At 69.9% G+C, this 23,815-nt stretch carries 21 protein-coding genes and 1 pseudogene; 11 read left to right on the top strand and 11 right to left on the bottom strand.

What is annotated here, in order from left to right; all coding sequences use genetic code 11:
• Window positions 1-127 precede the first annotated feature (127 nt).
• From ABTZ94_RS23790 to ABTZ94_RS23780, 3 genes are all read left to right on the top strand, one after another.
• Entirely contained in the window at window positions 128-325 is a 198-nt protein-coding gene (locus tag ABTZ94_RS23790) for an Arc family DNA-binding protein (protein WP_114249050.1), read from the top strand.
• Window positions 325-693 carry a type II toxin-antitoxin system death-on-curing family toxin gene (locus ABTZ94_RS23785; RefSeq protein ID WP_351203164.1) on the top strand — a complete coding sequence of 123 codons (369 nt, stop codon included), beginning with the start codon at window positions 325-327 and terminating at the stop codon, window positions 691-693. Before ABTZ94_RS23790 ends, ABTZ94_RS23785 begins: the two co-directional genes overlap by 1 nt.
• A 163-nt stretch (window positions 694-856) precedes the next feature.
• Entirely contained in the window at window positions 857-2,638 is a 1,782-nt protein-coding gene (locus tag ABTZ94_RS23780; protein WP_351203162.1) for a DEAD/DEAH box helicase, read from the top strand.
• A gap of 113 nt (window positions 2,639-2,751) precedes the next feature.
• On the opposite strand, the gene ABTZ94_RS23775 is transcribed toward ABTZ94_RS23780, so the two are convergent.
• Entirely contained in the window at window positions 2,752-3,252 is a 501-nt protein-coding gene (locus ABTZ94_RS23775) for a hypothetical protein (RefSeq protein WP_351203160.1), read from the bottom strand.
• 380 nt (window positions 3,253-3,632) lie between these two features.
• Here ABTZ94_RS23775 and ABTZ94_RS23770 point away from each other — a divergent pair, with 380 nt between their 5' ends.
• The 4 genes from ABTZ94_RS23770 (at window position 3,633) to ABTZ94_RS23755 (ending at window position 9,314) form a co-directional block, all read left to right on the top strand.
• Window positions 3,633-5,249, top strand: coding sequence for a WxL domain-containing protein (locus ABTZ94_RS23770; RefSeq protein ID WP_351203158.1), 1,617 nt, complete (start codon window positions 3,633-3,635; stop codon window positions 5,247-5,249).
• A 182-nt stretch (window positions 5,250-5,431) separates the two neighbouring features.
• On the top strand, window positions 5,432-7,405 hold the full coding sequence (locus ABTZ94_RS23765) for a hypothetical protein (RefSeq protein WP_351203156.1): 1,974 nt from the start codon (window positions 5,432-5,434) through the stop codon (window positions 7,403-7,405).
• A 333-nt stretch (window positions 7,406-7,738) separates the two neighbouring features.
• A complete protein-coding gene (locus ABTZ94_RS23760) occupies window positions 7,739-8,380 on the top strand; it encodes an IclR family transcriptional regulator (protein WP_351203154.1) in 642 nt (213 codons plus the stop codon).
• Between the two features lie 145 nt (window positions 8,381-8,525).
• Window positions 8,526-9,314, top strand: coding sequence for a YlbL family protein (locus ABTZ94_RS23755; protein ID WP_351203152.1), 789 nt, complete (start codon window positions 8,526-8,528; stop codon window positions 9,312-9,314).
• Here ABTZ94_RS23755 and ABTZ94_RS23750 read toward each other — a convergent pair.
• From ABTZ94_RS23750 to ABTZ94_RS23715, 8 genes and pseudogenes are all read right to left on the bottom strand, one after another.
• A pseudogene (locus ABTZ94_RS23750) lies at window positions 9,244-10,626 on the bottom strand (MFS transporter). The gene ABTZ94_RS23755 and the pseudogene ABTZ94_RS23750 overlap by 71 nt on opposite strands.
• The gene (locus ABTZ94_RS23745) at window positions 10,623-10,820 is read right to left on the bottom strand and encodes a hypothetical protein (RefSeq protein WP_351203148.1); all 198 of its coding nucleotides are present in this window, start codon (window positions 10,818-10,820) and stop codon (window positions 10,623-10,625) included. The pseudogene ABTZ94_RS23750 and the gene ABTZ94_RS23745 overlap by 4 nt, the downstream one beginning before the upstream one ends.
• A 46-nt stretch (window positions 10,821-10,866) precedes the next feature.
• Window positions 10,867-11,475 carry a helix-turn-helix domain-containing protein gene (locus ABTZ94_RS23740; RefSeq protein ID WP_351203146.1) on the bottom strand — a complete coding sequence of 203 codons (609 nt, stop codon included), beginning with the start codon at window positions 11,473-11,475 and terminating at the stop codon, window positions 10,867-10,869.
• 97 nt (window positions 11,476-11,572) lie between these two features.
• Window positions 11,573-12,553, bottom strand: coding sequence for a glycine betaine ABC transporter substrate-binding protein (locus ABTZ94_RS23735; protein ID WP_351203144.1), 981 nt, complete (start codon window positions 12,551-12,553; stop codon window positions 11,573-11,575).
• A gap of 1 nt (window position 12,554) precedes the next feature.
• Window positions 12,555-13,454, bottom strand: coding sequence for an ABC transporter permease (locus tag ABTZ94_RS23730; protein WP_351203142.1), 900 nt, complete (start codon window positions 13,452-13,454; stop codon window positions 12,555-12,557).
• Complete coding sequence (locus ABTZ94_RS23725; protein ID WP_351203166.1) at window positions 13,451-14,650, bottom strand: ABC transporter ATP-binding protein; 1,200 nt, start codon at window positions 14,648-14,650, stop codon at window positions 13,451-13,453. Before ABTZ94_RS23725 ends, ABTZ94_RS23730 begins: the two co-directional genes overlap by 4 nt.
• A gap of 91 nt (window positions 14,651-14,741) precedes the next feature.
• Window positions 14,742-15,389: an ABC transporter permease gene (locus ABTZ94_RS23720; protein WP_351203140.1), complete on the bottom strand. Its 648-nt coding sequence runs from the start codon at window positions 15,387-15,389 to the stop codon at window positions 14,742-14,744.
• A gap of 15 nt (window positions 15,390-15,404) precedes the next feature.
• The gene (locus ABTZ94_RS23715; protein ID WP_351203138.1) at window positions 15,405-15,878 is read right to left on the bottom strand and encodes an Lrp/AsnC family transcriptional regulator; all 474 of its coding nucleotides are present in this window, start codon (window positions 15,876-15,878) and stop codon (window positions 15,405-15,407) included.
• Between the two features lie 134 nt (window positions 15,879-16,012).
• Here ABTZ94_RS23715 and hppD point away from each other — a divergent pair, with 134 nt between their 5' ends.
• Complete coding sequence (gene hppD, locus ABTZ94_RS23710) at window positions 16,013-17,158, top strand: 4-hydroxyphenylpyruvate dioxygenase (protein ID WP_351203136.1); 1,146 nt, start codon at window positions 16,013-16,015, stop codon at window positions 17,156-17,158.
• Window positions 17,159-17,388: 230 nt separating this feature from the next.
• On the opposite strand, the gene ABTZ94_RS23705 is transcribed toward hppD, so the two are convergent.
• Complete coding sequence (locus ABTZ94_RS23705) at window positions 17,389-19,023, bottom strand: tetratricopeptide repeat protein (RefSeq protein WP_351203134.1); 1,635 nt, start codon at window positions 19,021-19,023, stop codon at window positions 17,389-17,391.
• A gap of 97 nt (window positions 19,024-19,120) precedes the next feature.
• Between ABTZ94_RS23705 and ABTZ94_RS23700 the strand changes: the two genes are divergently transcribed.
• A complete protein-coding gene (locus ABTZ94_RS23700; RefSeq protein WP_351203132.1) occupies window positions 19,121-20,488 on the top strand; it encodes an FAD-binding oxidoreductase in 1,368 nt (455 codons plus the stop codon).
• Window positions 20,489-20,511: 23 nt separating this feature from the next.
• Here ABTZ94_RS23700 and ABTZ94_RS23695 read toward each other — a convergent pair whose 3' ends face one another.
• A complete protein-coding gene (locus tag ABTZ94_RS23695) occupies window positions 20,512-20,988 on the bottom strand; it encodes an SsgA family sporulation/cell division regulator (protein ID WP_351203130.1) in 477 nt (158 codons plus the stop codon).
• Window positions 20,989-21,200: 212 nt separating this feature from the next.
• Here ABTZ94_RS23695 and ABTZ94_RS23690 point away from each other — a divergent pair, with 212 nt between their 5' ends.
• Together ABTZ94_RS23690 and ABTZ94_RS23685 are read left to right on the top strand one after the other, a co-directional pair.
• Complete coding sequence (locus ABTZ94_RS23690) at window positions 21,201-22,916, top strand: RDD family protein (protein ID WP_351203128.1); 1,716 nt, start codon at window positions 21,201-21,203, stop codon at window positions 22,914-22,916.
• A gap of 135 nt (window positions 22,917-23,051) precedes the next feature.
• Window positions 23,052-23,753: an RDD family protein gene (locus tag ABTZ94_RS23685; RefSeq protein WP_351203126.1), complete on the top strand. Its 702-nt coding sequence runs from the start codon at window positions 23,052-23,054 to the stop codon at window positions 23,751-23,753.
• The last annotated feature ends 62 nt before the right edge of the window (window positions 23,754-23,815 follow it).

Below are 23,815 nucleotides of genomic sequence, written 5' to 3'. Positions count from 1 at the left end.
CAGGGGAGACCCCATCTGCCTCAATCCTCCGCCTCGCAGCTGCACGCACCCAGCCCCGCTCCTTCTCCCACCCCCCATTTGCCGGTCGGTCTTAGTGCCGTGTGGTACCACGCGGTACCGTTAGTGCATGGCTGGTCTGAATCTGCGGTTCACCGAAGAAGAGCTGGACGCACTGCGCGCGCGTGCCGAGTCGGAAGGGCGGAGCATGCAGTCCTTCGCGCACGATGCGGTGATCACCGCCATAAATGAACACTCGCGCCTCTTCAACGAGGCGGCGGACCACGTGCTGAAGGTGAGTGAGGAGCTCAATCGGAGGCTCGCCTGATGAAGTACCTGACCCTGCCCGAGCTGCTCAATCTTGCCGAGCGTCTCGGGGCGGCCGAAGTACGCGATTACGGGCTGCTCGATTCGGCACTCGCCCGCCCGCAGGCGAGCGTCTTCGGCCAGGACGCCTATCCGGACGTGTGGCAGAAGGCCGCAGCACTCATGGAGTCCCTCGCGCGCAACCACGCGCTCGTCGATGGCAACAAGCGCATCGCCTGGTATGCCACCTGGGTCTTCCTGCACATCAACGGGCACCGGCTGAGCGCGGATTTCGATGTCGACGAGGCCGAGAAGTTCGTGCTGGACGTGTGTCAGGGGGTCCTCGACATGCCCAGGATCGCGGAACGGCTTCCCGGGTTCGCCGCGTAGCACCGACCTGTGAAGAGGGTCTCAGCGGGCCCGAACCACTTCTCGTCCATACGGGGTTCCGGTCGGCCCCCCGGTAAGGTGGCCCGGTTGTCGTATCGCGTGCGGGTCCGTCCCGGCCGTACGGACAGCACCCCACGTACCCGAGAGACCCGAACCGGAGACCGTGACTACTACCGCCTCCCACCACCTCTCACCCGCCTATCCCGGCCGCGCCCCCTGGGGCACGGCCGGCAAGCTGCGAGCCTGGCAGCAGGGCGCCATGGAGAAGTACATCCAGGAGCAGCCGCGTGACTTCCTCGCGGTCGCCACGCCCGGCGCGGGGAAGACCACCTTCGCGCTGACCCTCGCGTCATGGCTGCTGCACCACCACGTCGTGCAGCAGGTCACCGTTGTCGCGCCGACCGAGCACCTGAAGAAGCAGTGGGCCGAGGCCGCGGCCCGGATAGGGATCAAGCTCGACCCCGAGTACAGCGCGGGCCCCGTGAGCAAGGAGTACCACGGGGTCGCGATCACCTACGCGGGTGTCGGCGTCCGGCCGATGCTGCACCGCAACCGGTGCGAGCAGCGCAAGACACTCGTGATCCTCGACGAGATCCACCACGCCGGTGACTCGAAGTCCTGGGGCGAGGCGTGCCAGGAGGCGTTCGACCCGGCCACCCGGCGGCTCGCGCTCACCGGCACGCCGTTCCGGTCCGACACCAACCCGATCCCCTTCGTCGCGTACGAGGAGGGCAACGACGGCATCCGGCGTTCCTCGGCGGACTACACCTACGGGTACGGCAACGCGCTCGCCGACGGCGTCGTCCGGCCCGTGATCTTCCTCAGCTACAGCGGCAACATGCGCTGGCGCACCAAGGCCGGTGACGAGATCGCCGCCCGGCTCGGCGAGCCGATGACCAAGGACGCCATCGGGCAGGCCTGGCGCACCGCCCTGTCGCCCACCGGGGACTGGATCCCCAATGTGCTGAGCGCCGCCGACAAGCGGCTGACCGAAGTGCGCAAGGGCATTCCGGATGCCGGTGGGCTCGTCATCGCCACCGATCAGGAGTCGGCGCGCGAGTACGCCAAGATCCTGAAGAGGGTCACGGGCGAGAAGGCCACTGTCGTCCTCTCCGACGAGAAGGCCGCGTCGAAGAAGATCGACCAGTTCAGCGAGGACGAATCGCGCTGGATGGTCGCGGTCCGCATGGTGTCGGAGGGCGTCGACGTGCCGCGCCTCGCCGTGGGCGTGTACGCCACCACCATCTCCACGCCGCTCTTCTTCGCGCAGGCCGTCGGGCGTTTTGTGCGTTCGCGCAGGCGTGGCGAGACCGCTTCCGTCTTCGTGCCGACCATTCCGATGCTTCTTGACTTCGCCAACGAGATGGAGGTCGAACGGGACCACGTCCTCGACAAGCCCAAGAAGGGCAGCGACGAGGAGAACCCGTTCGCGGAGGAGGACAAGCTCCTCGCCGACGCCGAGAAGCTGGAGGACGAGGAGACCGAGGACCAGCTGCCCTTCGAGGCCCTCGAATCCGACGCGGTCTTCGACCGGGTGCTGTACGACGGTGCCGAATTCGGCATGCAGGCGCACCCGGGCAGCGAGGAGGAGCAGGACTACCTGGGGATTCCGGGGCTGCTGGAACCCGACCAGGTGCAGTTGCTGCTCCAGAAGCGGCAGACCCGGCAGATCGCGCACAGCAGGCAGAAGCCGGCCGGGGAGGCCGACCTGCTGGAGAAGCCGGCCGAGGCGCGGCCGGTGGTCACGCACAAGCAGCTGCTGGGGCTGCGCAAGCAGCTCAACACGATGGTGTCGGCGTACACGCACCAGAGCGGCAAGCCGCACGGAGTGATCCACACCGAGCTGCGGCGGGTGTGCGGCGGGCCGCCGAGTGCGGAGGCCACGGCCGGGCAGATCCAGCAGCGGATCAAGAAGGTTCAGGAGTGGGCCACCCGTATGACGTGAGGTGGCTCCTGTGACGTGCCGGCCCGGAGCGGGGACAGTGGTCCTCGCCCCGGGCCGGCGTCGTTCGTGCGGATCGGGTGCGGTCGCCGGACCAGTGGCGGCCCGACGTACGGCTACCAGACGAACGGTGCGGACTGGTGGGCCGTGGCCACGCACGGAACCGTGGCCGACGTCGGGGACGACGCCACGATCTGCAGTGACCAGTTGGTGGCGCTCGGCGGACCGGACAGCACCACGGAATCGGTGCGGTCACCCGCCGCCAGGGTGCCGGAGGTGAGCTTCAGCGGGCCCAGGGTGATCGGGTTGGGGCCGGTCATGCCGGGGTTGGTCTTCCCGGAGAACTGCACCTGACTGGTGACGCCGCCCGAGGTCTTGGTGAGCTTGAGCGTCGTCGTGATGCTGTTGGGGTCGGCGCTGGTGCCGGGCGGCATCGTGATCGCCGTGGACGTGATCTTGATGGTTTTGGATGTGCCCGAGTCGGCGGCGGTCAGGGTGGCGAGGCCGGTGCCCCAGGCCCCGCAGTTGTACGTCGCTGTCGCGGTGAGCGGGGTCACCGCCTGGGCCGTCGGTGCCAGGGCGAGCGCGGCGGCCGCGGAACAGGCCGCGGCGAGCACGAGCGGGACGCGGATGAGTCTTCGGTTCGGTGGCCGTAATCTCGACGGCCGTACAGAAGTGGTCGACATGGCGGGAGGAACTCCTTCCGGTTGAATTCCGCGGATTCGAAGAAATCGCTGAATGCGATCTTCTTGCGGATCTGCGTGCCGGGCCCGGCATGTCGGGTGCAGTGAAACTGTGATCTTCAGAGATGTCAAGAGATGTCAACAGGTGCGTGAAAAGTGCTTGCAGAAATGCTTTTCGGGCATTTCAGGGGCGATCGTTCTCCGGGCAAGGATCAGTTAATTCTCTCTTGACTTCTCTGCGTGCGACCTCCTCAATGTGCGCACATCAATGGGCCATGGAGGGGTGTCTGGTGATTCGACGACGAAGACCTGGCGTGACCGGTCTGCTCGCTGCCTGCTTCGTACTGTCACTCAGCTGTGTCGGGGCCACCGCCCAGGCCGCGCCACCGGCGGGACAGCAGGCCGCCGGTACGGTCACCCCGACCGTCCACTGCACCCTGCCCGCCGGGCAGGGCGAGGCGACCGGGCCGCAGGAGATGACGGTCGAGTTCTCGCCCGCGGTCGTGGCCCCGGGCGGCAAGGTGCACGCGAAGGTCACGCTCGGCCCGTCCCCCGCCACCAGTGCTCTCGCGCTGGAGGACGTGCCGACCATCCCCAGTCTCGACCTCGCGATGTCCGGCGGGGCCACCGGCACCGTCACCGTGCGGGGCGCCGAGTTCACGATGGACATCCCGGCCGGGACACCCATCGAACTCCCGCCGTACGAGGGTGACTTCCTGGTCCCCGCGGACGCCTCCGGCGAGATCTCCTTCGCCCCGGTCCGTACGCTGACGCAGACCAAGGTGCTCGGCTCGGTCTTCGAGACGCCCTGTGACGTGGTCGGCGGGGGCGACAGCGTCGGCACCGTCACGGTGGAGGGCACCGGCTCCGAGCCCGCCACCCTGACCGCCCCAGCCGACCCCGTACGCCCCAACACCCCCGTCACACTGGGTGGTTCGGGCTGGACGCCGGGCGGCACGCCCGTACCCTCTCTCTGCGCGAAGGGCGGTGGCGGCTGCGATCCGCTGAAGTTCAAGGGCCACACCCTCACCATCGACAGCTACGGAACGCTGCACGGCACGGCCACCCTCGCGGAGGCCGGGGCGGTGCCGGACGGCGCGTACGAGGTGAAGGTCAACGACGGTACGAAGGAAGCCGCCGCTCCCCTCACCGTCAAGGCCGTCGCGGCCGGCGAGCGCGAGATCTCGCTCTCGCGGAGCAGCGGACCGGTCGGCACTGTGATCACGGTCAGCGGAAAGAACTACAACCCGGACCGCTGGATCAATGTCATCGGCCTCGACGCGACGGGCACCGGGCTCGACGACAGCGCGGTCTATGTCAAGAGCGGCTCGGACGGCACGTTCGCCGTCGAGTTCACCGTGATCTCCGATGCCGTCGTCGCCGTCCAGGCCGACGAGGGCAACGACCCCGCCACCGTACGGACCACCCCGTTCACCGTCACCACGGACGGGGGAGGGGGCGGTGGCAGCGCCGATCAGAAGCTGAACACCTCGGTCAGGGCCGGGACACTGTCCATGGTCCAGGACGGCGACACCGTCGACTTCGGTACGACGGTCCTGGGCACCGGCAGCGGGGTGCAGCGCTCCCGGCTCAACCGGGTCGAGGTGGAGGACGCCCGCGGCGTCAACAGCGGCTGGTCCCTGACCGCCACCCTCACCGGCTTCACCAGTGCCGACGGGGGCACCATCCCGGCGGGCGCCGTCCGGTGGACGCCCAAGTGCACGGCGCAGAGCGGGAGCGTGGGCGTGCCGGTGGCCGGGTCGCCCGCCGCGCTCGGGAGTACGGCGGCGAGTCTCTGCCGGATGAATCCGGACGGCTCCCGCCCGTTCACCGGCGGCCGGTTCGATGCCGACGCCGATCTCCTGCTGACGGTGCCCGGAACCACCCGGCCCGGAGATTACAGCGCGACCCTGACACTCACCCTTCTCTGAGAGCCCGCCAGGGAAAGGAAGCCAGGGAAAGGAAGGGAAGGCGCGTACCCGAAAGACGCCCGCCCGCTCCGTTCGCAAGGGAGCAGGCGGGCGTCGCCCATGTCGAATTCGGAGATTTCCCGTAGTCACGGAGGAGCCGCATGTTTTTGCTGCCGAGATCGAGAAGAACGGAAAGGCCGGGTGTGGTGTTACGCCGGGCCGTCGCCCTCACCGCCCAAGCCGCGCTCGTCTGGGCCGGCGGAACCCTCACACTCGCACCCGCCGCCCACGCCGGTACGGTCACGCCGACCGTCCACTGCTCCCTGCCCGCCGGCCAGGGCGAGGCCACCGGGCCGCAGCAGATGAGTGTCGACCTCTCGCCGGCCATCGTCGACCCGGGCGGCAAGGTCCACGCCAAGGTCACCCTCGGCCCGTCGCCCGCCACCAGCGGACTCAGCCTGAACGACGTGCCCACCACCCCCAGCATCGACTTCGCCATGTCGGGCGGCGCGACCGGCACGGTCACCGTCACCGGGCCCCAGATCAACCTCGACATCCCGGCCGGGAAGCCGATCGAGATCCCGCCGTACGAAGGGGACTTCATCATCCCCGCCGACGCGAGCGGACCGATTTCCTTCACCCCGGTGCGCAATCTGACGCGTACGAAGGTGCTCGGCTCCACCTATGAGACCCCGTGCGACGTGACCAGCGGCGGCGGCTCCATCGGCACCGTCACCGCCGAGGGCACCGCGGGCCATCCGGCCACCCTCACCGCGCCCACCACCGCCGTCCGGCCGTCCACCGGTGTTGCCCTGTCGGGCAGCCTGTGGACCGTCGGCACCACCCCCGTACCGTCGCTCTGCGCGGCGGACGGCGGTGGCTGCGACACCGGCAAGTTCGTCTCCAGCACCCTCGCGATCAGCGGCTCGGGGGAGCTGAGCGGAAGCGCGGTGCTCGCCGCCGCGGGCACGGTGTCCGACGGCTCGTACCTGGTGAAGGTCGGCGACGGTACGAAGGAGGCGACCGCGCCCCTGACCGTCAAGGCGTACGTTCCGGGCGGGCCACGGGCCATCGCGCTCTCCCGTGCCGGCGCACCGCTCGGCAGCGTCATCGAGGTCACCGGCAGCAACTACCTCCAGGACCGATGGATCAACACCGTCGGCCTGGACGCGAGCGGGGCGACGCTCGACGACACCGCCGTCTATGTGAAGAGCACCCCCCACGGCACGTTCAGCGCCGACTTCACCGTCTCCGACCCGGCCATCGCCTCGATCCAGGTCGACGAGGGCAACGACCCGGCCACCGTACTGACCACGCCGTTCGCCGTGACCGACGCCTCCGCGACGCTCTCCGCGGGCGCGGCGAAGGTCAAACCCGGCGGAACGATCGCCCTCTCCGGCGGCGACTGGCCGACCGGCACCACGCCCACCGCCGCGCTCTGCGCCGCCGACGGCAGCGCCTGCGACAGTGCCCGGATCAGCGGCTCCACCCTCCGGATCAACGCCGACGGAACGCTCGCCGGTACGGTCACCGTGGCCGGATCCACCCCGCGCGCCGTGTACGCGCTCCAGGTCACCGCAGGAGGAACGCAGGCCCTCACCCCGCTGACCGTCGCCCCGGCCTTTGTCGTCCTCACCCCGTCGGCCGGGCCGAAGGGCACCGCCGTCACCGTGCTCGGGCAGGGGTTCGCGAAGGTCGCCACCGTGTCCGTCGTCGGGCTGCGGGCCGACGGATCACAGACGTCCGACCCGGTGAGGACGAAGGTGGTCGGGCTGGACGGGGCGTTCTCGCAGACCTTCACGGTCAACGCCGCCGACACCGTCGCGATCCGGGTCCGGGAGGTCCTCGTCAACCCGCGCACCGAGACCGCGGCGTTCACCGTCCAGGACGGGACCGTCCCCGCCGGACCGTCCTTCGCGCTCTCGCCGTCCGAGGGGCCCGTCGGCACGGTCGTCCAGGTGACCGGCCGGGGCTTCGCCCCCGTCGCCACGGTCTCGGTGACGGGCCGCACCGCGGACGGGAAGCAGACCTCGGACTCGTACGTCACCCGGGTCATCGGACTGGACGGCACTTTCGCCCTCAACTTCACCGTCCGCGACCCGGCGACGAGGGCGATCAGAGCCTGTGAGGTGCTCGTAAACGGAAAAGTTGTACAACAGTCGTTCACGGTGAGTTGACGCCCGTTCGCGTCCGGTGTGCGGAGCGCCTGCCGGGCCGTCGGCCGACCTGGACGCGCGTAGACGTCCAGGTTTCGGCTGGCGCCGCGCTGACCGGTGCTTATGCTTCTTCAAGCCAACTCCGCTTCCGCTGACGCCCGGATTCTGGATGAGGCCTTCCGCTGAGCGGACTGGCTCGCTACTGTCCAAAAAATGCACGCCCCGTGGCAACGCCGCCGCGGAGCGCAGCCGGTTGCTTGGCCAGGCCGGCGGCCTCTCCGTGCGTCGCCGCTGGGACCGGTGGCACACATTCCGTGGGAACCAGCCGCCGCTCACCAAAGAGGAGAGGGCGTCGTGACCGCGGAGACCTCCCAGACGCTCGACCGGGGACTACGGGTCCTCAAATTGCTCGCCGACACCGACCACGGCCTGACCGTCACCGAGTTGTCCAACAAACTCGGCGTCAACCGAACCGTGGTCTACCGTCTGCTTGCCACCTTGGAACAACACGCCCTGGTGCGCCGCGATCTGGGCGGCCGGGCCAGGGTTGGCCTCGGCGTGCTGCGCCTGGGCCGCCAGGTGCATCCGCTCGTACGGGAAGCCGCGCTGCCCGCGCTGCGGTCCCTCGCCGAGGACATAGGGGCCACCGCCCATCTCACACTGGTCGACGGCAGTGACGCGCTGGCGGTCGCTGTTGTCGAGCCGACCTGGACCGACTACCACGTGGCCTACCGGGCCGGCTTCCGCCACCCGCTGGACCGCGGTGCCGCGGGCCGGGCGATCCTCGCCGCCCGCCAGAAGTCGGTGGCCGAGACTTCCTTCACCCTCACCCACGGCGAACTGGAAGCCGGGGCGAGCGGGGCTGCGGCTGCGCTGGTCGGGGTGACGGGGGTCGAGGGCAGCGTGGGCGTGGTGATGCTCGCGGACTCCATACCCGAACGCGTCGGCCCCCGGGTCGTGGACGCGGCCCGTGAGGTGGCTGACGCACTGAGGTAGCACCGGGGTGGCCGGCCGGCCCCCGGCCCGCTGCGTGTCGTGGCCGGCCCGGTGGCCCCCTCCGCGGGAGCCGGGCAGCCGGGGCGGGGCCCGGGTCGTCCCACCACCCGGCCCGTACCATCGCCCCGGCGGTTAGATTGGGCGGGTGCTCACTCGTCTCTCGCGCTCCCGCACCCTCGCCCTGTGCGCCCTGCCCGTCCTCGCCCTGTTCGGCGTGGCCGCCTTCGCGCCGCTGCCGTTCACGCTGGCGCAGCCCGGCACGACCGCGAACGTGCTCGGTGACAATCAGGGCAAGCCCGTGATCAGTATCGAGGGCGCGCCGACCCGGCCCACCAGCGGGCAGCTGCGGATGACGACGATCCTCGCGACCGGGCCGACCGCCGACGTCGGCATCGCTGACGTGATCGACGGCTGGTTCCGTACGGACCGGGCGGTTCTGCCGCGCAACTCCGTCTACCCGACCGGCGGCTCCGAGAAGGAGATCGAGAAGCACAACCTCGAAGACATGAAGAAGTCGCAGAACTCCGCCGTCGACGCGGCCCTGAACTACCTCGGCAAGCCCAAGAACTCGGTCGACGTCACCCTGCACCTTGCCGATGTCGGCGGCCCCAGCGCGGGCCTGTTCTTCGCGCTCGGCATCGTCGACAAGCTCGACGGCGACGGCTCCGGGCGCGATCTCACCGGTGGCCGCACCATCGCAGGCACCGGCACGATCCAGGCGAACGGCGCGGTCGGCGCGGTCGGCGGGGTGTCGCTGAAGACTCAGGCCGCGCACCGCGACGGTGCGACCGTCTTCCTCGTCCCGAAGGCCGAGTGCGGGGAGGCGCGCGCCGAGCTCCCCAAGGGGCTCCGGCTGATCCCGGTCACAACCCTGAAGAGCGCGGTGTCCTCGCTTCGGGCGCTGGAGCAGGGGCGCCAGGTCCCGAGCTGCTGACCTCGGCGGCCGGTGCCGGTACGGAGCCCTCCGCCGCCGTATCCCCGGACGCGGACCCGGACTCGGCCTTCGCCCCCGCCCCGTCCATCGTCCGCCACACCGGGAACACCAGCGGGCTCAGCGTCGCCAGCAGGTACACTCCGCCCATCGCCAGCAGCGCACCTCGCGCGCCCGCGCTCTCCACCAGCAGACCGGCCGCGAGACCGCCCACCGGCATGGCCAGTTCGCCGCCCGCCGTGAGGACCCCGGATACCCGGCTGCGCAGCTCGTCGGGCACGCTTCCGTAGATCACCGTCGTCAGGATCGGGTTCAGCACCCCGCCCGCGATGCCACTCAGCGCCATGGTCACGGCGAGCGGCAGCGTCGTCCCGGTCAGCGCCGCGACCGGCTACCTGGGCGCGCCGCACAGCACCACGCACACTGTGAAGACGGCCCGCCGCGAGAAACGGTGCCCGACCGCCCCGTACAGCAGCGCCCCGGTCAGTCCGCCCGCGCCGAACAGCGCGGTGAGCAGCCCGATGTCCCTGGCCCCGCCCAGCTCGGCGGAGGCGTGCACCGGCAGCAGGACGGCGTTCCAGCCCTGATCGGTGCCGTTCATGAAGAGGACCATCACCACGACGGCCAGCAGCAGCCGGTTGCCCAGCAAGTAGGTGTATCCCTCGCGCAGTTCGGTGCGGTACGCCCGCAACGAGATCGGCGCCGCGGCCTTTCGCGGCTCGGCCGCGCGTACCCCCCGCACCCCGAACGCGATCAGCAGCGCGGACGTCAGATACGTCGCGCCGTCCAGCAGCAGTACGGTCTCCGCGCCGACCAGCGAGATCAGTACGCCGGCCAGCGCCGCCCCGACCATCCGGGCGCCGCGCGAGACGGCGTCGAAGAGGCTCGCGGCGCGGGCGAGGGTGGTGCCGGCGTGCTCGGCGAGATCGGGTACGAGGACGTAGCGCGCCGTGTTGCCCGGGGTGTGCAGGAGTCCGCTGACCGCCATCAGCGCGCACAGCATCCAGAACGCCAGTGCGTCCGCGTAGTGCAGCAGCGGGATGGCGGCGACGGCGACGCCGCACACCAGGTCGGAGGCGACAGAGACCCGCCGGCGTCCGATCCGGTCGATGACGGGCCCGCCGATCAGTGCCGAGACGACGATCGGCAGCGTCGCGCAGAAGGCGACGACACCGGCCCGTCCCGCGCTGCCCGTGGTTTCCAGGACGAACCACGGCACCCCGATCAGGGTGAGTGAACTTCCGGCCGTGGATATGGAGTTGGCGGACAGTACGGCGACGAGCGGGCTGCGGTTCCGGTCCCCCCGGCCGTTCATGCCGTACCGGGTGCGACGCAGGCTCGGCCGGGGTGGCGGGGCATGATGCGCAGCCCCAGCTCGACGAGAAACCAGCCCAGTCGAGTGCGCAGACCGGTGCGCGACGCAGTCGGCGCAAGGCAGAACTCCGCTGCCCGCTGCCGCAGTTCGGTAGAGCGCGCGCGGTGCAGCAGAAGATACATGGCGGGGTGCATGGCGGTGTCCTTTCGGCCATAGAGGCTCGTTGCCTGCCGGGCTCGTCTATTCGGCAGGGCGGGGGAAGAAGTGCACATGGCTGCGGACGGTGGCCGATCCCTCGGCGTCCTCCGGGACCCGGTCCCGGTAGCTCTCGATGAGGTCGTGGATCTTCCCGATCAGCTCCGTGGAGAGGTCGGGGGTGAGGCGTACCTTGAAATCGCTGACGTCCCAGCCGCGCCGCCACTCCTCGGGCCATTCGTGCATCGTGCCGAGCCAGGTGTTCAGTTCCTGGGAGTGCGCGTTGGCGATCTCGTGGAGTACGACGCCGATGGCGCCGCGCACTTCGGGATTCGGGTGGCTCATGAACCTGCCGCTGTTGAAGGTGGTGCCCATGTGGACGGCCCGCCACCAGCGTTCGCGGCCCTTGCCGCGCTCCGGGTCGTCCTCGACGAAGCCGTACGTCGCCAGTTGCCTGAGGTGGTAGCTGGTGGCGCCGCTGGACTCGCCGAGCCGGTCCGCGAGACCGGAGGCGGTGGCGGGGCCGAACTCCCGCAGCGCGCTCAGCAGTCGCAGTCGCAGGGGGTGGGCGAGCCCGCGCAGGGTGCGGGCATCGACCGTGTGGATCTTCTGATCGTCGACGGGGCTGTCGCCGCCGTCCTCTGTTGCGGGCATGGCTCTACAGTAGAGTTGCAAAATTCTCTTTGCAGAGAGTTCTTTGCAACAGCTTCTTCGTGTTCTGCCCCGGAGCGCCGCCGGAGGCCGCAGCGGTTCACCCCTTCTTGATGAACCCCTCCTGGATCAGCCAGTCCTTCGCCACCTCGTGGGGGTCCTGCCCGTCGACATCCACCTTCGCGTTGAGCACCTGGGCGACCTCCGTCGTCAGCTTCCTGCTGACCGGGTCGAGCAGCCCCGCGATCTCCGGGTACTTCTCGAAGGTCTTGGTGTGGATGACGGGCGCCGCGTTGTAGTTGGGGAAGAAGTGCTTGTCGTCCACGAGCACTTCGAGGTCCATGGCCCTGATCCGGCCGTCCGTCGTGAACACCTCGCCCAGCAGGCAGGAGCTGGACTTCGAGACCTGGGTGTAGATGATCCCGGCGTCCATCTTCTTGATGTTGGCGGCCGGGAGGGACATCCCGTACGCCTTCTCCATGCCCGGCAGCCCGTCGTCGCGCGAGGCGAACTCGTTCTCCACGCAGATCGTCACCGCCGACGGGTCCATCTTCGCCAGTGCGGCGACATCGGAGAGCGTCCTCAGGTGGTACTCCGCGTTGTTCTTCTTGCTGATGGCGAGAGCGTAGGTGTTGTTGAGGGTGGACGGCGTCAGCCAGGTCACCCCGTTCTTCCGGTCCTCGTCGCGGACCGCCTTCCACTGCTCCAACGGGTCGGCGATCGGCTTCGCATGGCCCAGATAGGTGATCCAGCCGGTGCCCGTGTACTCGTACATCGCATCCGCGCTGCCCTTGACGATCGCCTCGCGCGCACTGATCGAACCGGGCAGGTTCGTCCGGTCCAGGACCTCCGCGCCGGCGGCCTTGAAGACCAGGCCGATCATCTGGCCCAGGATGATGCTCTCGCTGAAGTTCTTCGAGGTGACGGTCAGCGACGCACCGTCCAGCGGATGCCCCTGGCCGACGGAGCCCGGCATCACGTCGTCCACCATCGGCGAGCCGCTCTTCAGCCCGCACCCGGAGAGCGCCAGCGCCAGCGCCACCGCCCCCACGAGCCCTGCACGCACCTTCCGCGGGCCCATCTCATCCCACCTCCAGTCCGCGCGGCGTCAACGCCAGCTCGACCAGCGAGGCCAGCCAGTCCACCAGTAGCGCCAGCACCACCGTCAGCACGGAACCGAGCACCAGCACCGGCATCCGCTGGGTCTGGATGCCCGAGGTGATCAGGTCCCCGAGGCCACCGCCACCGACGAAGGTGGCCAGGGTCGCCGTACCGACGTTGAGCACCAGCGCCGTCCGTACACCGGCCAGGATCAGCGGGACGGCGAGGGGCAGTTCGACCTTGGTGAGCGTCCCCATCGCCGACATGCCGATGCCGCGCGAGGCATCGACCAGGCTCGGCTCGATCGCCTTGAGACCGGCCACCGTGTTGGAGAACACCGGCAGCACCGCGTAGATCACCATGCCGATGATCGCCGTCGACGGCCCGATGCCCAGCCAGATGACCAGCAGCGCCAGCAGGCCGATCGCCGGGGTCGCCTGCCCGATGTTGGCGACCGCCGTGACCAGCGGGGCGCCCTTGCGCAGCCCCCGCCGGGTGAGCGCGATCCCCAGCGGGATGGCGATGATCAGCACCCAGAACGTCGAGATCGCGGTCAGCCTCACGTGCTGCCACCAGCGCAGCTGCACATTGCCGCCGGTGAGCGAGTTCCTCGCGATCGAGTCGAGGTGGGTGTTGGTGATCCACAGATAGGTGATGGCCAGGACGATCGCGAGCGCGGCCGGCAGCAGCACCAGCTTGCGCCAGGTGATCCGGCGCCGCGGCCCCGCCGGTGGCGGTGGGGGTTCCTCCTCCTCGTCGCGGAAGGCATGGCCCTTGACGTCGTGTTCGCCGGGCGGGCGGTCCCTGTCGGATGCGGGCGCCGGGCGGGGGGAGCGCGCACTGCGCGCCGATTCGGGATTCCGCGGGAAGTCGGGATTCATGCGCCCGCACCGCCCTCCAGCTCCTGTTCGGTCTGATGGGCGCGCAATTCCTCCAGGTCGTGCTGGTGCTCGATGGCGGCGAGCCGGTCGGCCTCCAGCAGTTCGTGGACGGAGTTCATCAGGGTGTGCATGTCGACGACCCCGATGAACTCGCCGCGCCGCCCGGTCACCGCGGCCCGTCCGCCGCTGTCGGTCAGCACCGCCTCCAGCGCGTCGTGCAGCGTCGCGTCCCGCGTCACCGTGTCGTGGACCAGCTGCCCGGCGCGCGCCAGCGAACCCCGGGCCCGCATCAGGTCCCCGCGCCGCAGCCACTTGTACGGGCGGTTCCTGCGGTCCAGCATCAGCAGCTCGTTGTGCAGGCTGGTGCGCAGCTTGTTGAAGATCGACTGGAGCGGGTCGTCGACCGTCACCGTCGGGAACTGGGCAATCTCCACATCCCGTACGCGGGTGAGGTTGAGCCGTTTCAGCGCCGCCCCGGCCCCGACGAAACCCGAAACGAAGTCGTCCGTCGGGTTGGTGAGGATTGCTTCCGGGGTGTCGAACTGCGCGATGTGCGAACGCTCCCGCAGTACAGCGATCCGGTCACCCAGCTTGATCGCCTCGTCGAAGTCATGGGTGACGAAGACGATCGTCTTGTGCAGCTCGTGCTGGAGCCGGATCAGCTCGTCCTGGAGGTGGTCGCGGGTGATCGGGTCGACCGCGCCGAACGGCTCGTCCATCAGCAGCACCGGCGGATCGGCCGCCAGGGCCCGTGCCACGCCCACCCGCTGCTGCTGTCCACCGGAGAGCGCACGCGGGTAGCGCCCGTGGAACTCCCGCGGATCGAGACCGACCAGATCGAGCATCTCCTCGACCCGGTCCTTCACCTTGGACTTCGACCAGCCGACCATCTTCGGTACGAGGGCGATGTTCTCGGCGACCGTCATGTGCGGGAAGAGCCCGGACGACTGGATCGCGTAACCGATCTTGCGGCGCAGCTTCACCGGATCGATGTCGGTGACGTCCTCGCCGTCGATCATGATCCGCCCGGACGTCGGCTCGATCAGCCGGTTGATCATCTTCAGGGTGGTGGACTTCCCGCAGCCGGACGGGCCGACGAAGATCACCGTTTCTCCGGCCTTGATGTCCATCGTGACGTTGTCCACCGCCGGGTTCGGATTGCCCGGATAGCGCTTGGTCAGGTTGTCCAGATGGATGGTGGCGCCGGAAGCGGTCTTCGCCGTCCCGGCACTGTCGGCGGGGCTCCCGTCGGCGGTATCGGATCCTGCGTTCTGGGCACCGGCGGTCTCAGACACGGATCCCCCTGGGAATGGTGAGCCGCCCGAGCAGTACGTACGCGGCGTCGAAGAGCAGGGCGAGAACGACGATGCCGATCGTGCCGGCGAGCACCTGATTGATCGCGTTGGCGCTGCCCAGCGAGGCGATGCCGCGGAAGATCTCATTGCCCAGGCCGGGGCCCGACGCATACGCGGCGATGGCGGCGATGCCCATCAGCATCTGTGTGGAGACCCTGATGCCGGTGAGGATCGGCGGCCAGGCGAGCGGCAGCTCCACCCGGCACAGCCGGGCCGGGCGCGACATCCCGATGCCCTTCGCCGCGTCGACGAGCGACGGATCGACGCCGCGCAGCCCCACGATCGAGTTACGGACGATGGGCAGCAGCCCGTACAGCGTCAGAGTGATCACCGTGGGCGCGACCCCGAGCCCGACCAGCGGGATGAGCAGACCGATCGCGGCGAGGGAGGGGATGGTGAGGATCGTCGCCGTCGACGTGATGGCCAGCGACCCCGCCCATCCGCTGCGATAGGTGACGACCCCGATCAGGACGCCCAGCACGGTGGCGATGACCATGCACTGGAATACGGCACTGACGTGCTGGTACGCGTCGGTGAGCAGCTGTTGATGTCGGTTGCCCAGGTACTCCCAGAAGCTCACACGCCACTCCTCGGCTCAGTCGTTGTCCCCCGCGGCCTGCTCGACGAGCGGGATGATGCGCAGTGGAACCGGGTTCTCCATGACGATGGCCGTGGACGCCCGGACGATGCCATCAAAACCGACAACCCGGTCGATCACCCGCTGAAGATCGGCGTTGGAACGCGCGACGAGACGGCAGAGCATGTCGCCGTGCCCGGTGGTGGTGTGCAGCTCCAGCACCTCCGGAACACCGGCCAAGTGGGCCCGTACATCGGCGCCTTGACCCTGTTTGATCTCCAGCGTGGCGAACGCCGTGACCGGGTAGCCGAGCGCCGCCGGATCGACGGTCGGGCCGAATCCGCGGATGACTCCATTCGACTGAAGCCGGTCGAGGCGCGCCTGCACCGTCCCGCGCGCCACGCCGAGCCGGCGCGACGCCTCCAGGACACCGATACGGGGCTCGTGGGCCAGCAGTACGATGAGCCGCCCGTCCAGATGATCGATCGCCATGGTGCGCCTCCGGGGTGTCACTGTGATGGTCATCATGTACAGGCAGCCCGGTCATCATCCCCATCGCCTGTGCAGTTTGCCCAGCGGATTCGCGAACTGTTGCGCACCTTGCGAAGCGGCGAGAGTCTTCGAGCATGACTGAGACTCTGCACACCACCCCCGACACAGCCCGGCAGGCCGACCCCTTCCCGGTCAAGGGAATGGACGCGGTCGTCTTCGCCGTCGGCAATGCCAAGCAGGCCGCGCACTACTACTCGACGGCCTTCGGCATGAAGCTGGTCGCCTACTCCGGACCGGAGAACGGCAGCCGCGAGACCGCGAGTTACGTCCTGACCAATGGGTCTGCCCGTTTCGTCTTCACCTCCGTCATCAAGGCGTCCACCGACCACGGCCGCTTCCTGGCCGACCATGTCGCCGAGCACGGCGACGGCGTCGTCGACCTGGCCATCGAGGTCCCGGACGCCCGCGCGGCCTATGCGTACGCGGTCGAGCACGGCGCCCTCGGCCTCGCCGAGCCGCACGAGGCAAAGGACGAGCACGGCACGGTCGTGCTGGCCGCCATCGCCACGTACGGCAAGACCCGCCACACCCTCGTCGAGCGCACCGGCTACGACGGCCCTTACCTGCCCGGCTACGTCGCCGCGGCCCCGATCGTCGAACCGCCCGCCAAGCGCACCTTCCAGGCCATCGACCACTGCGTCGGCAATGTGGAACTGGGCCGGATGAACGAGTGGGTCGGCTTCTACAACAAGGTCATGGGCTTCACCAACATGAAGGAGTTCGTGGGCGACGACATCGCCACCGAGTACTCCGCCCTCATGTCGAAGGTCGTCGCCGACGGCACCCTGAAGGTGAAGTTCCCGATCAACGAACCGGCGATCGCCAAGAAGAAGTCCCAGATCGACGAGTACCTGGAGTTCTACGGCGGCGCGGGCGTCCAGCACATCGCGCTCGCCACGAACGACATCGTCGCCTCGGTACGCGCGATGCGGGCGGCCGGTGTCCAGTTCCTGGACACCCCCGACTCGTACTACGACACCCTCGGCGAGTGGGCGGGCGAGACCCGCGTCCCCGTGGAGACCCTGCGCGAGCTGAAGATCCTCGTCGACCGCGACGAGGACGGCTACCTGCTGCAGATCTTCACCAAGCCGGTCCAGGACCGCCCGACCGTCTTCTTCGAGATGATCGAGCGCCATGGCTCGATGGGCTTCGGCAAGGGCAACTTCAAGGCCCTGTTCGAGGCGATCGAGCGCGAGCAGGAGAAGCGCGGCAACCTCTGAACTCTCAGGACGTGAAGGCGGGGCCTCCGGCGGACCGGGGGCCCCGCCTCACGCGGTGCTCGTGCCGGAAGGCACTTCGCCTCCAGCGCGTCCGGTCCGTGGCGCACCTCCCGAACGCTCCCGGTGACGGGGCTGTCGAGGTCCTCGCGAACGTCGGCCGGCTCGGCGACATGTCCGCCACGCTCGGCACCCACGTGGACAACCTCCCGGGCGAAGTACCACCCGCTCCGTCAGCGGCTGCTCAGCACATGCGCTGCCGGGGCCTTGGCGGGCGCCTGCTGCTGCGGCGCCGGTGCAGCGGGCCGCGGCTTCGCGGGCTCGGGCTTCGCCGCCGGCTCGGGTGCCCGGGCGGGCTCCTTGCCCTGCGGGAGGTCGGCCGGAGGGCCGCCCAGCGAGTCCAGGGCCTTCTGGGCCTCCGGGCCCTCCAGTGGCGAGAAGTGCGGGTTGGTGAGCAGAGCCTCTCCCAGATTGCGGCGCGCCGGACCGTAGTCCTTCAACGCCTGCTGGATCGCGCCCAGGTGGGCCACGTACGCGGCGTTGTGCCCACCCGTGTCGACCGCCTGCGTCGCGTACTTCAGTGCGGAGGACGAGTCGCCGGAGCGGTGCAGCGCCCAGCCCAGCGCGTCCGCCACCGCCGCGCTGCGGTGCGACCGGGCCCACGCCGCCTTCAACAGCTTCGCCGCCGAGGCCGGGTCTGCGTGATCGGTCTCGAAACGGCCGCGCAGCAGTGCGTTGTCCACGCCCTGGCCGTCATCACGCGCGAGAGCCTCGCCCAGCTGTGCGTACTGGCTCCGGGCCTCTTCGTCCCGGCCCAGCGACTCGTACAACTCGCCCAGGTCCAGCATGTATTCGGGCCGGGGGAGGCTGGCCAGCGCCGCCTTGTAGTCGCGCTCGGCCTCGGCGGTACGGCCGAGCGCCACCAGCGCCCTGGCCCGGCCCGCGAGCGACGGATGGCTGGCGCGGTCGGTCCGCAGCGCCGCGCTGTACTGAGCCACCGCCTCGCCGGGCTCGCCCCGCTCCCAGGCCAGTTCGCCCAGCAGATGCAGGCAATCCGCCTTCTGCGCCGGTGTGGTGGCCCGGTCCAACGCGGCCCGAGCGCCGGCCAGCGCGTCCTCGCGCCGGCCGCGGTCCCGGTAGCTCTGCGCCGTCCGGATGAGCGCCGGGGCGCCGGAGTGCAGCGCCGTGAACTTCTCCACCGCCGTCTTCGCGGACTTGTAGTCACCGAGGCCGTTGTACGCGTCGATCAGGGCCGGATACACGATCCACTGCTTCGGCTGCCGTGCCCGTACCGTCTCGCCCCACTTCTTCGCCGTGACGAAGTCGTGCCGGGCATTGGCGAGCGTCGCGAGCCCCACCCAGGCCGCCGTGTTGCCGTTCTCACCCGGCTCGACGTCGAGCGAGCGCTTCAGCGCCTGCTCGGCCCGGCCGAAGTACGCCGCGTCCGCGGAACGCTGCCCCCACTCCACATAGGCCGTACCGAGCAACGCCCACGACGGCGCGTCGGTCGGATGCGTGCCCACCCAGTGCTGCCGGTCCCCGATCAGCGCCGTCAGATCGGAGAGCGAGGCGGGGGAGCCCATGTCCCTGGCCTTCAGGGCCCGCGAAACCGGACCCGGAGCGGGCGGCGGCGCGGACTTCTTCTTGTCCTCCGGCACGGCCACCACCGCACCCGTCACCAGTACCGCACCCGCCACCGCACCCATGGCCGCCCTGCGCAGCGTCGTACGCAGCGAGAGGCGCGGCAGCTCGGCCGGAGCCGGGGCCGGCGACGCCGGGTCCCGTGGTGCGGGGCCGGTTCCGGAGGGTTCAAGGGGAGGCTCGGTCGAATCGGGGCACTTCGGAGGCTGCTGCGGCGTGACATCCATGCCGATCACTCTGCGTCAGCATGAAGAGCACACCACGTCTTGCGAAGGCTGCGGTAGGCGGGTTCACACCAATGGGCCCGAGTGCCACGCTTGAATCATGAACGGTCTTCTCGAACAACTGCGTGCGGGGCTGCCCGCCGAGGCCCTGATCACCGATCCGGACGTCACCGCCTCCTACGCCCACGACATGGCGAGCTTCTGCGATGCGGGCACGCCGGCCGTCGTCGTGCTCCCGCGCACGGTCGAGCAGGTTCAGCACATCATGCGCACAGCCACGGCCCTGCGCGTCCCGGTCGTCCCTCAGGGAGCCCGTACCGGTCTGTCGGGCGCGGCCAACGCCTCCGACGACTGCATCGTGCTGTCCCTGGTGAAGATGGACCGGATCCTGGAGATCAACCCGGTCGACCGGATCGCCGTCGTCGAACCGGGCGTCATCAACGCGGTGCTCTCCCGGGCGGTCAACGAGCACGGTCTCCACTACCCGCCGGACCCCTCCAGCTGGGAGATGTGCACCATCGGCGGCAACATCGGCACCGCGTCCGGCGGCCTGTGCTGCGTGAAGTACGGGGTCACCGCCGAATACGTACTCGGCCTGGAGGTCGTCCTCGCCGACGGGCGGCTGCTCACCACCGGCCGCCGTACCGCGAAGGGCGTCGCCGGATACGACCTCACCCGGCTCTTCGTCGGCTCGGAGGGCAGCCTCGGCATCGTCGTCAAGGCCGTGCTCGCGCTGAAGCCCCAGCCGCCGCAGCAACTGGTCCTGGCAGCCGAGTTCCCGAGCGCGGCCACCGCCTGCGATGCGATCTGCCGGATCATGGAGCGCGGTCACACCCCGTCACTCCTCGAACTGATGGACCGTACAACAGTCCATGCCGTCAACAGGATGGCCAACATGGGCCTCCCCGACACCACCGAGGCGCTCCTGCTCGCCGCCTTCGACACCCCGGACCCGTCGGTCGACCTGGCCGCCGTCGCCGAGCTGTGCACCGCGGCAGGCGCCACCGAGGTGGTCCCGGCCGAGGACACCGCCGAGTCCGAAATGCTGCTCCGGGCCCGGCGGATGTCGCTCACCGCACTGGAGACCGTCAAGTCGGCCACGATGATCGACGACGTCTGCGTACCGCGCTCGAAGCTCGGCGCGATGCTCGAAGGCACCGCCGCCGTCGCCGAGAAGTACGACCTCACCATCGGCGTCTGCGCTCACGCGGGCGACGGCAACACCCACCCTGTCGTCTGCTTCGACCACACCGACGCCGACGAGTCCCGGCGGGCCCGGGAATCCTTCGACGAGATCATGGCGCTCGGCCTGGAACTCGGCGGCACGATCACCGGTGAACACGGCGTCGGCGTCCTGAAGAAGGAGTGGCTCGCGCGCGAGCTCGGAGAGGTGAGCGTCGAATTGCACCGGGGCATCAAGCAGGCGTTCGACCCCCTGGGGCTGCTCAACCCGGGCAAGGTGTTCTGACGGCCGGCCGGGACCGCGCCCGCTCATACGTCGCCGTCCTGCGACTCGTCCGGCCCCCACGGGTCGCTCAGCCACAGATCGTCGGCCGGCAGCGGCGCGAGCAGCTCGGCGAGACCTTCGTCGATGCCGAGCCGCTCGGTCTCCGTCCCCGGCGGAACCAGCCGCAGAGTCCGCTCCACCCAGGTGACCACCGCGGCGGACGGCACCTCCAGAAGGGCGTTGCCGTTGGGCGAAGTCAGTGCCACGAAGATGACGTTGCGCCGGTCGACCTTGGCCGGCCAGATCCGCACGTCCCCTTCGCCGCACGGCCGGAACACACCCTCGACCAGCAGTTCGCGGGCGAACGTCCAGTGGACGGGGAACTCGGAGCCGATGTGAAAGGCGACGTGCACGGCGTACGGGTCCTCCGTGTGGTACGTCAGCCGGGCAGGGACAGGGATGCTGTGCTCAGGCGACAGAACCAGCTTGAGCTCCAGCTCGCGTTCCACGACGGTGTGCATGAGTGCGTCCTTTCGGTGCCTGTGGGCCGGTCCCGCGACCGGTCCGCACAAGGAGAGAGCGCCTTCCCCGTCAGCTATTACGCGACTTCCGGAAAAAACTTCTGCGTGACCGGAAAGTGGCCCAAACCCCTGGACCGGCCCTGGGGTACGCGGGCGTCTGATAGATGTGGACCCGTTGTATTGAGGCCTCGAGGAGATACGGGACCACGGTGATGAGCGCCCCAACCCCGGCACCCGGTGACGAAAGCCCCCGCGAGGGGTACTACCCCGACCCGTCCATTCCCGGATATGTCCGGTACTGGAACGGCGCTTCGTGGGTGCCCGGCACGAGCCGGCCCGCCCTTCAGCAGGACGAGTCGATGCCCGCGACGCCAACCGGAGCGGCGGCCGAACCGGAGCCGGCGGCCCCGGCGCCGGTGGACGAGACCGGGCCGGTATTCCTCGACGAGGAGCCGTACGCGGACAACCGCCCCGAACCGGCCCCCGTTTGGCAGGCCGACGCCTCCCGGCAGACCGGCTTCGGCGGTGAACGCGACCTGCGGGTCTCCTGGGGCGGCACCGGCCGGCCCGGCGGACAGGGCGAGCCGGGCCGACAGGGCGATCCGGGCCGGCCGTCGGGGTCGGAGTCCGGGGTGGGGTCCGGCTCGGGGCCGGAGTCCGGCCGGGATCCGCGAACCCCTGTCGACCGTGCCCCGGTCGACCAGGCCCCGGCCGATCGAGCCCCGGCCGATCGGGCTCCCGCGGTTCTGGAGCCCGTCGATCGGGCTCCCGCGGTTCTGGAGCCCGCTGATCGGGCCCCCGCGCTTCTGGAGCCCGTCGACCGTGCCCCCGCAGACCCGCGTCGACCGGCCTCCCTGGATCCGACGGGCGGTGCGCTGCCGGGCATGCGGGACGGCGGGAGTCAGGTCCCCGAGAGCACCGTCGCGATCCGGATCGACCGCCCGGGCCAACCCCGCGGCGGTGACGCGAGTGGCCCGCCCGCCGACGGTACGGTCGCGATCCGCGCCGTGGGCCGGGGCGCCCGCCCGCCCGCTCCCCGGACGACGGAACAGGAGCCCGCGGACGGGACGATGGCGATCCGCGCGATCGCTCCCGGGACCGGCGCGCAGGCCCCGGCGCAGAACCAGCCCTCAGCCCCCGCCCGGAACCAGGCCCCCGCCCCGGCGCGGCCCTCCGCCCCGGCCCGGAACCAGGCCCCCGCCCCGGGCCCCGGCGGCGGTGCCGCCTCCTGGGCGCAGCAGGTTCACCAACTTTCCCAGCCCGACCAGGCGGCCCGCCCGCAGCCTCAGCAACACCAGCCTCAGCAACACCAATCCCACCCCCCGCTCCAGGGGCAGCAGCCTCACCCGCAGCTCGGTGCGCAGGGCGGACAGCCGGACCAGCCCGTCGCGCCCTGGAAGCCCCCGGTCAACGACCCCTTCCAGCAGCTCGCGCAGGCCCAGGCATCGGCCAGGCCCGCCGGACTCGGCAAGAGGTTCGCCGCCCGGCTCGTCGACACGGTGGTGCTGGCCGCGCTCGTCGGCGCGATCGGCTTCCCGCTCGTCTCGCGGGCGATGGACCACATCGACGAGAAGATCAGCGCGGCGAAGCTGTCGGGTGAGACGGTCACCGTCTGGCTGGTGGACTCCACCACGGCCGGTCTGTTCGGTGGGGTGCTCGGCGCGTTCCTCGTGCTCGGTGTCCTGCTGGAGGCGCTGCCGACCACCAAGTGGGGCCGTACGCTCGGCAAGAAGCTCTGTGGACTCGAAGTGCGGGACATCGAGTCCCACGAGGCCCCGTCCTTCGGCGCCGCGCTGCGCCGCTGGCTTGTCTACGGCGTACTGGGTGTCCTGGTTGTCGGGGTGGTCAATGTGCTCTGGTGTCTGTTCGACCGGCCGTGGCGCCAGTGCTGGCACGACAAGGTGGCGCACACCTTCGTGGCAGACTGAATTCGCGCGAGGGCCCGCGGAGGCCACTCCTCCGGATGACGGCTCATCGGGGGAGGAGCCTGCGGGGGGACGTGCCGTTCCCCCGAACGCACCTGAGCCGTTGCGGGCGCCTGTGGGCCGGGGTGCACTGCCCCCATGAGCAACGATCAGCCGACGTCCGGTCAGCCGCCCGAGGACGACCCGTTCCTCAAGAAGTCGCAGGAACCGCAGGGGCCGCAGGAGCCGCAAGGGCCGCAGGAACCGCAGGGGCCGTCGTCGGGTTCGCCCTACGACAGCGCTCCGCCTCCGCCTCCGCCGCCGTACGATGCCGGTCCCTACGGCGGCGGCCCGTACGGGGGCGTGGATCCGCTGGCCGGTATGCCGCCGCTCGGCGAGCCCGGCAAGCGGATTCTGGCCCGGCTGATCGACTTGCTGATCGTCTCGATCCCGCTGTATCTGATCTCGCTGCCGTGGGGCGGCGTGGTCGAGATGAATGACAACAACAGAGGCAACGGCAACGTCGGCGATGTCTTCAGCCAGACGTACAGTCGGCACCAGCTGCTCTGGTCGCTCATCGGTCTGGTGGTCTACGTCGCGTACGACACGTACTTCACACACAAGGACGGCCGGACCATCGGCAAGCGGCTGCTGAAGCTGCGGGTCGCGATGCTCAACGACGGCCGGGTGCCGGACACCAGTGCGTCGTTCCTGCGGGCCGTGGTGCTGTGGCTGCCGGCCCTGCTGTGCTGCCCGTGCCTGTGGTGGCTGATCAACATCGTGTTCATCTTCACGGACAAGCCGTACCGGCAGGCCCTCCATGACAAGGCGGCGAAGACCGTGGTCGTCCAGACCGACTGAGGCCCGTCTTACGCCATGCGGCCTCGGTCTCCGTACAGGCTCGAAGACCGAGCCTGTACGGA

The sequence above is a fragment of the Streptomyces sp. NPDC002785 genome (assembly GCF_040295565.1).
Taxonomy (GTDB): domain Bacteria; phylum Actinomycetota; class Actinomycetes; order Streptomycetales; family Streptomycetaceae; genus Streptomyces.
The sequence above is the reverse complement of the archived record's forward strand: the minus strand, read 5'-3'. Positions and strand labels throughout refer to the sequence as shown.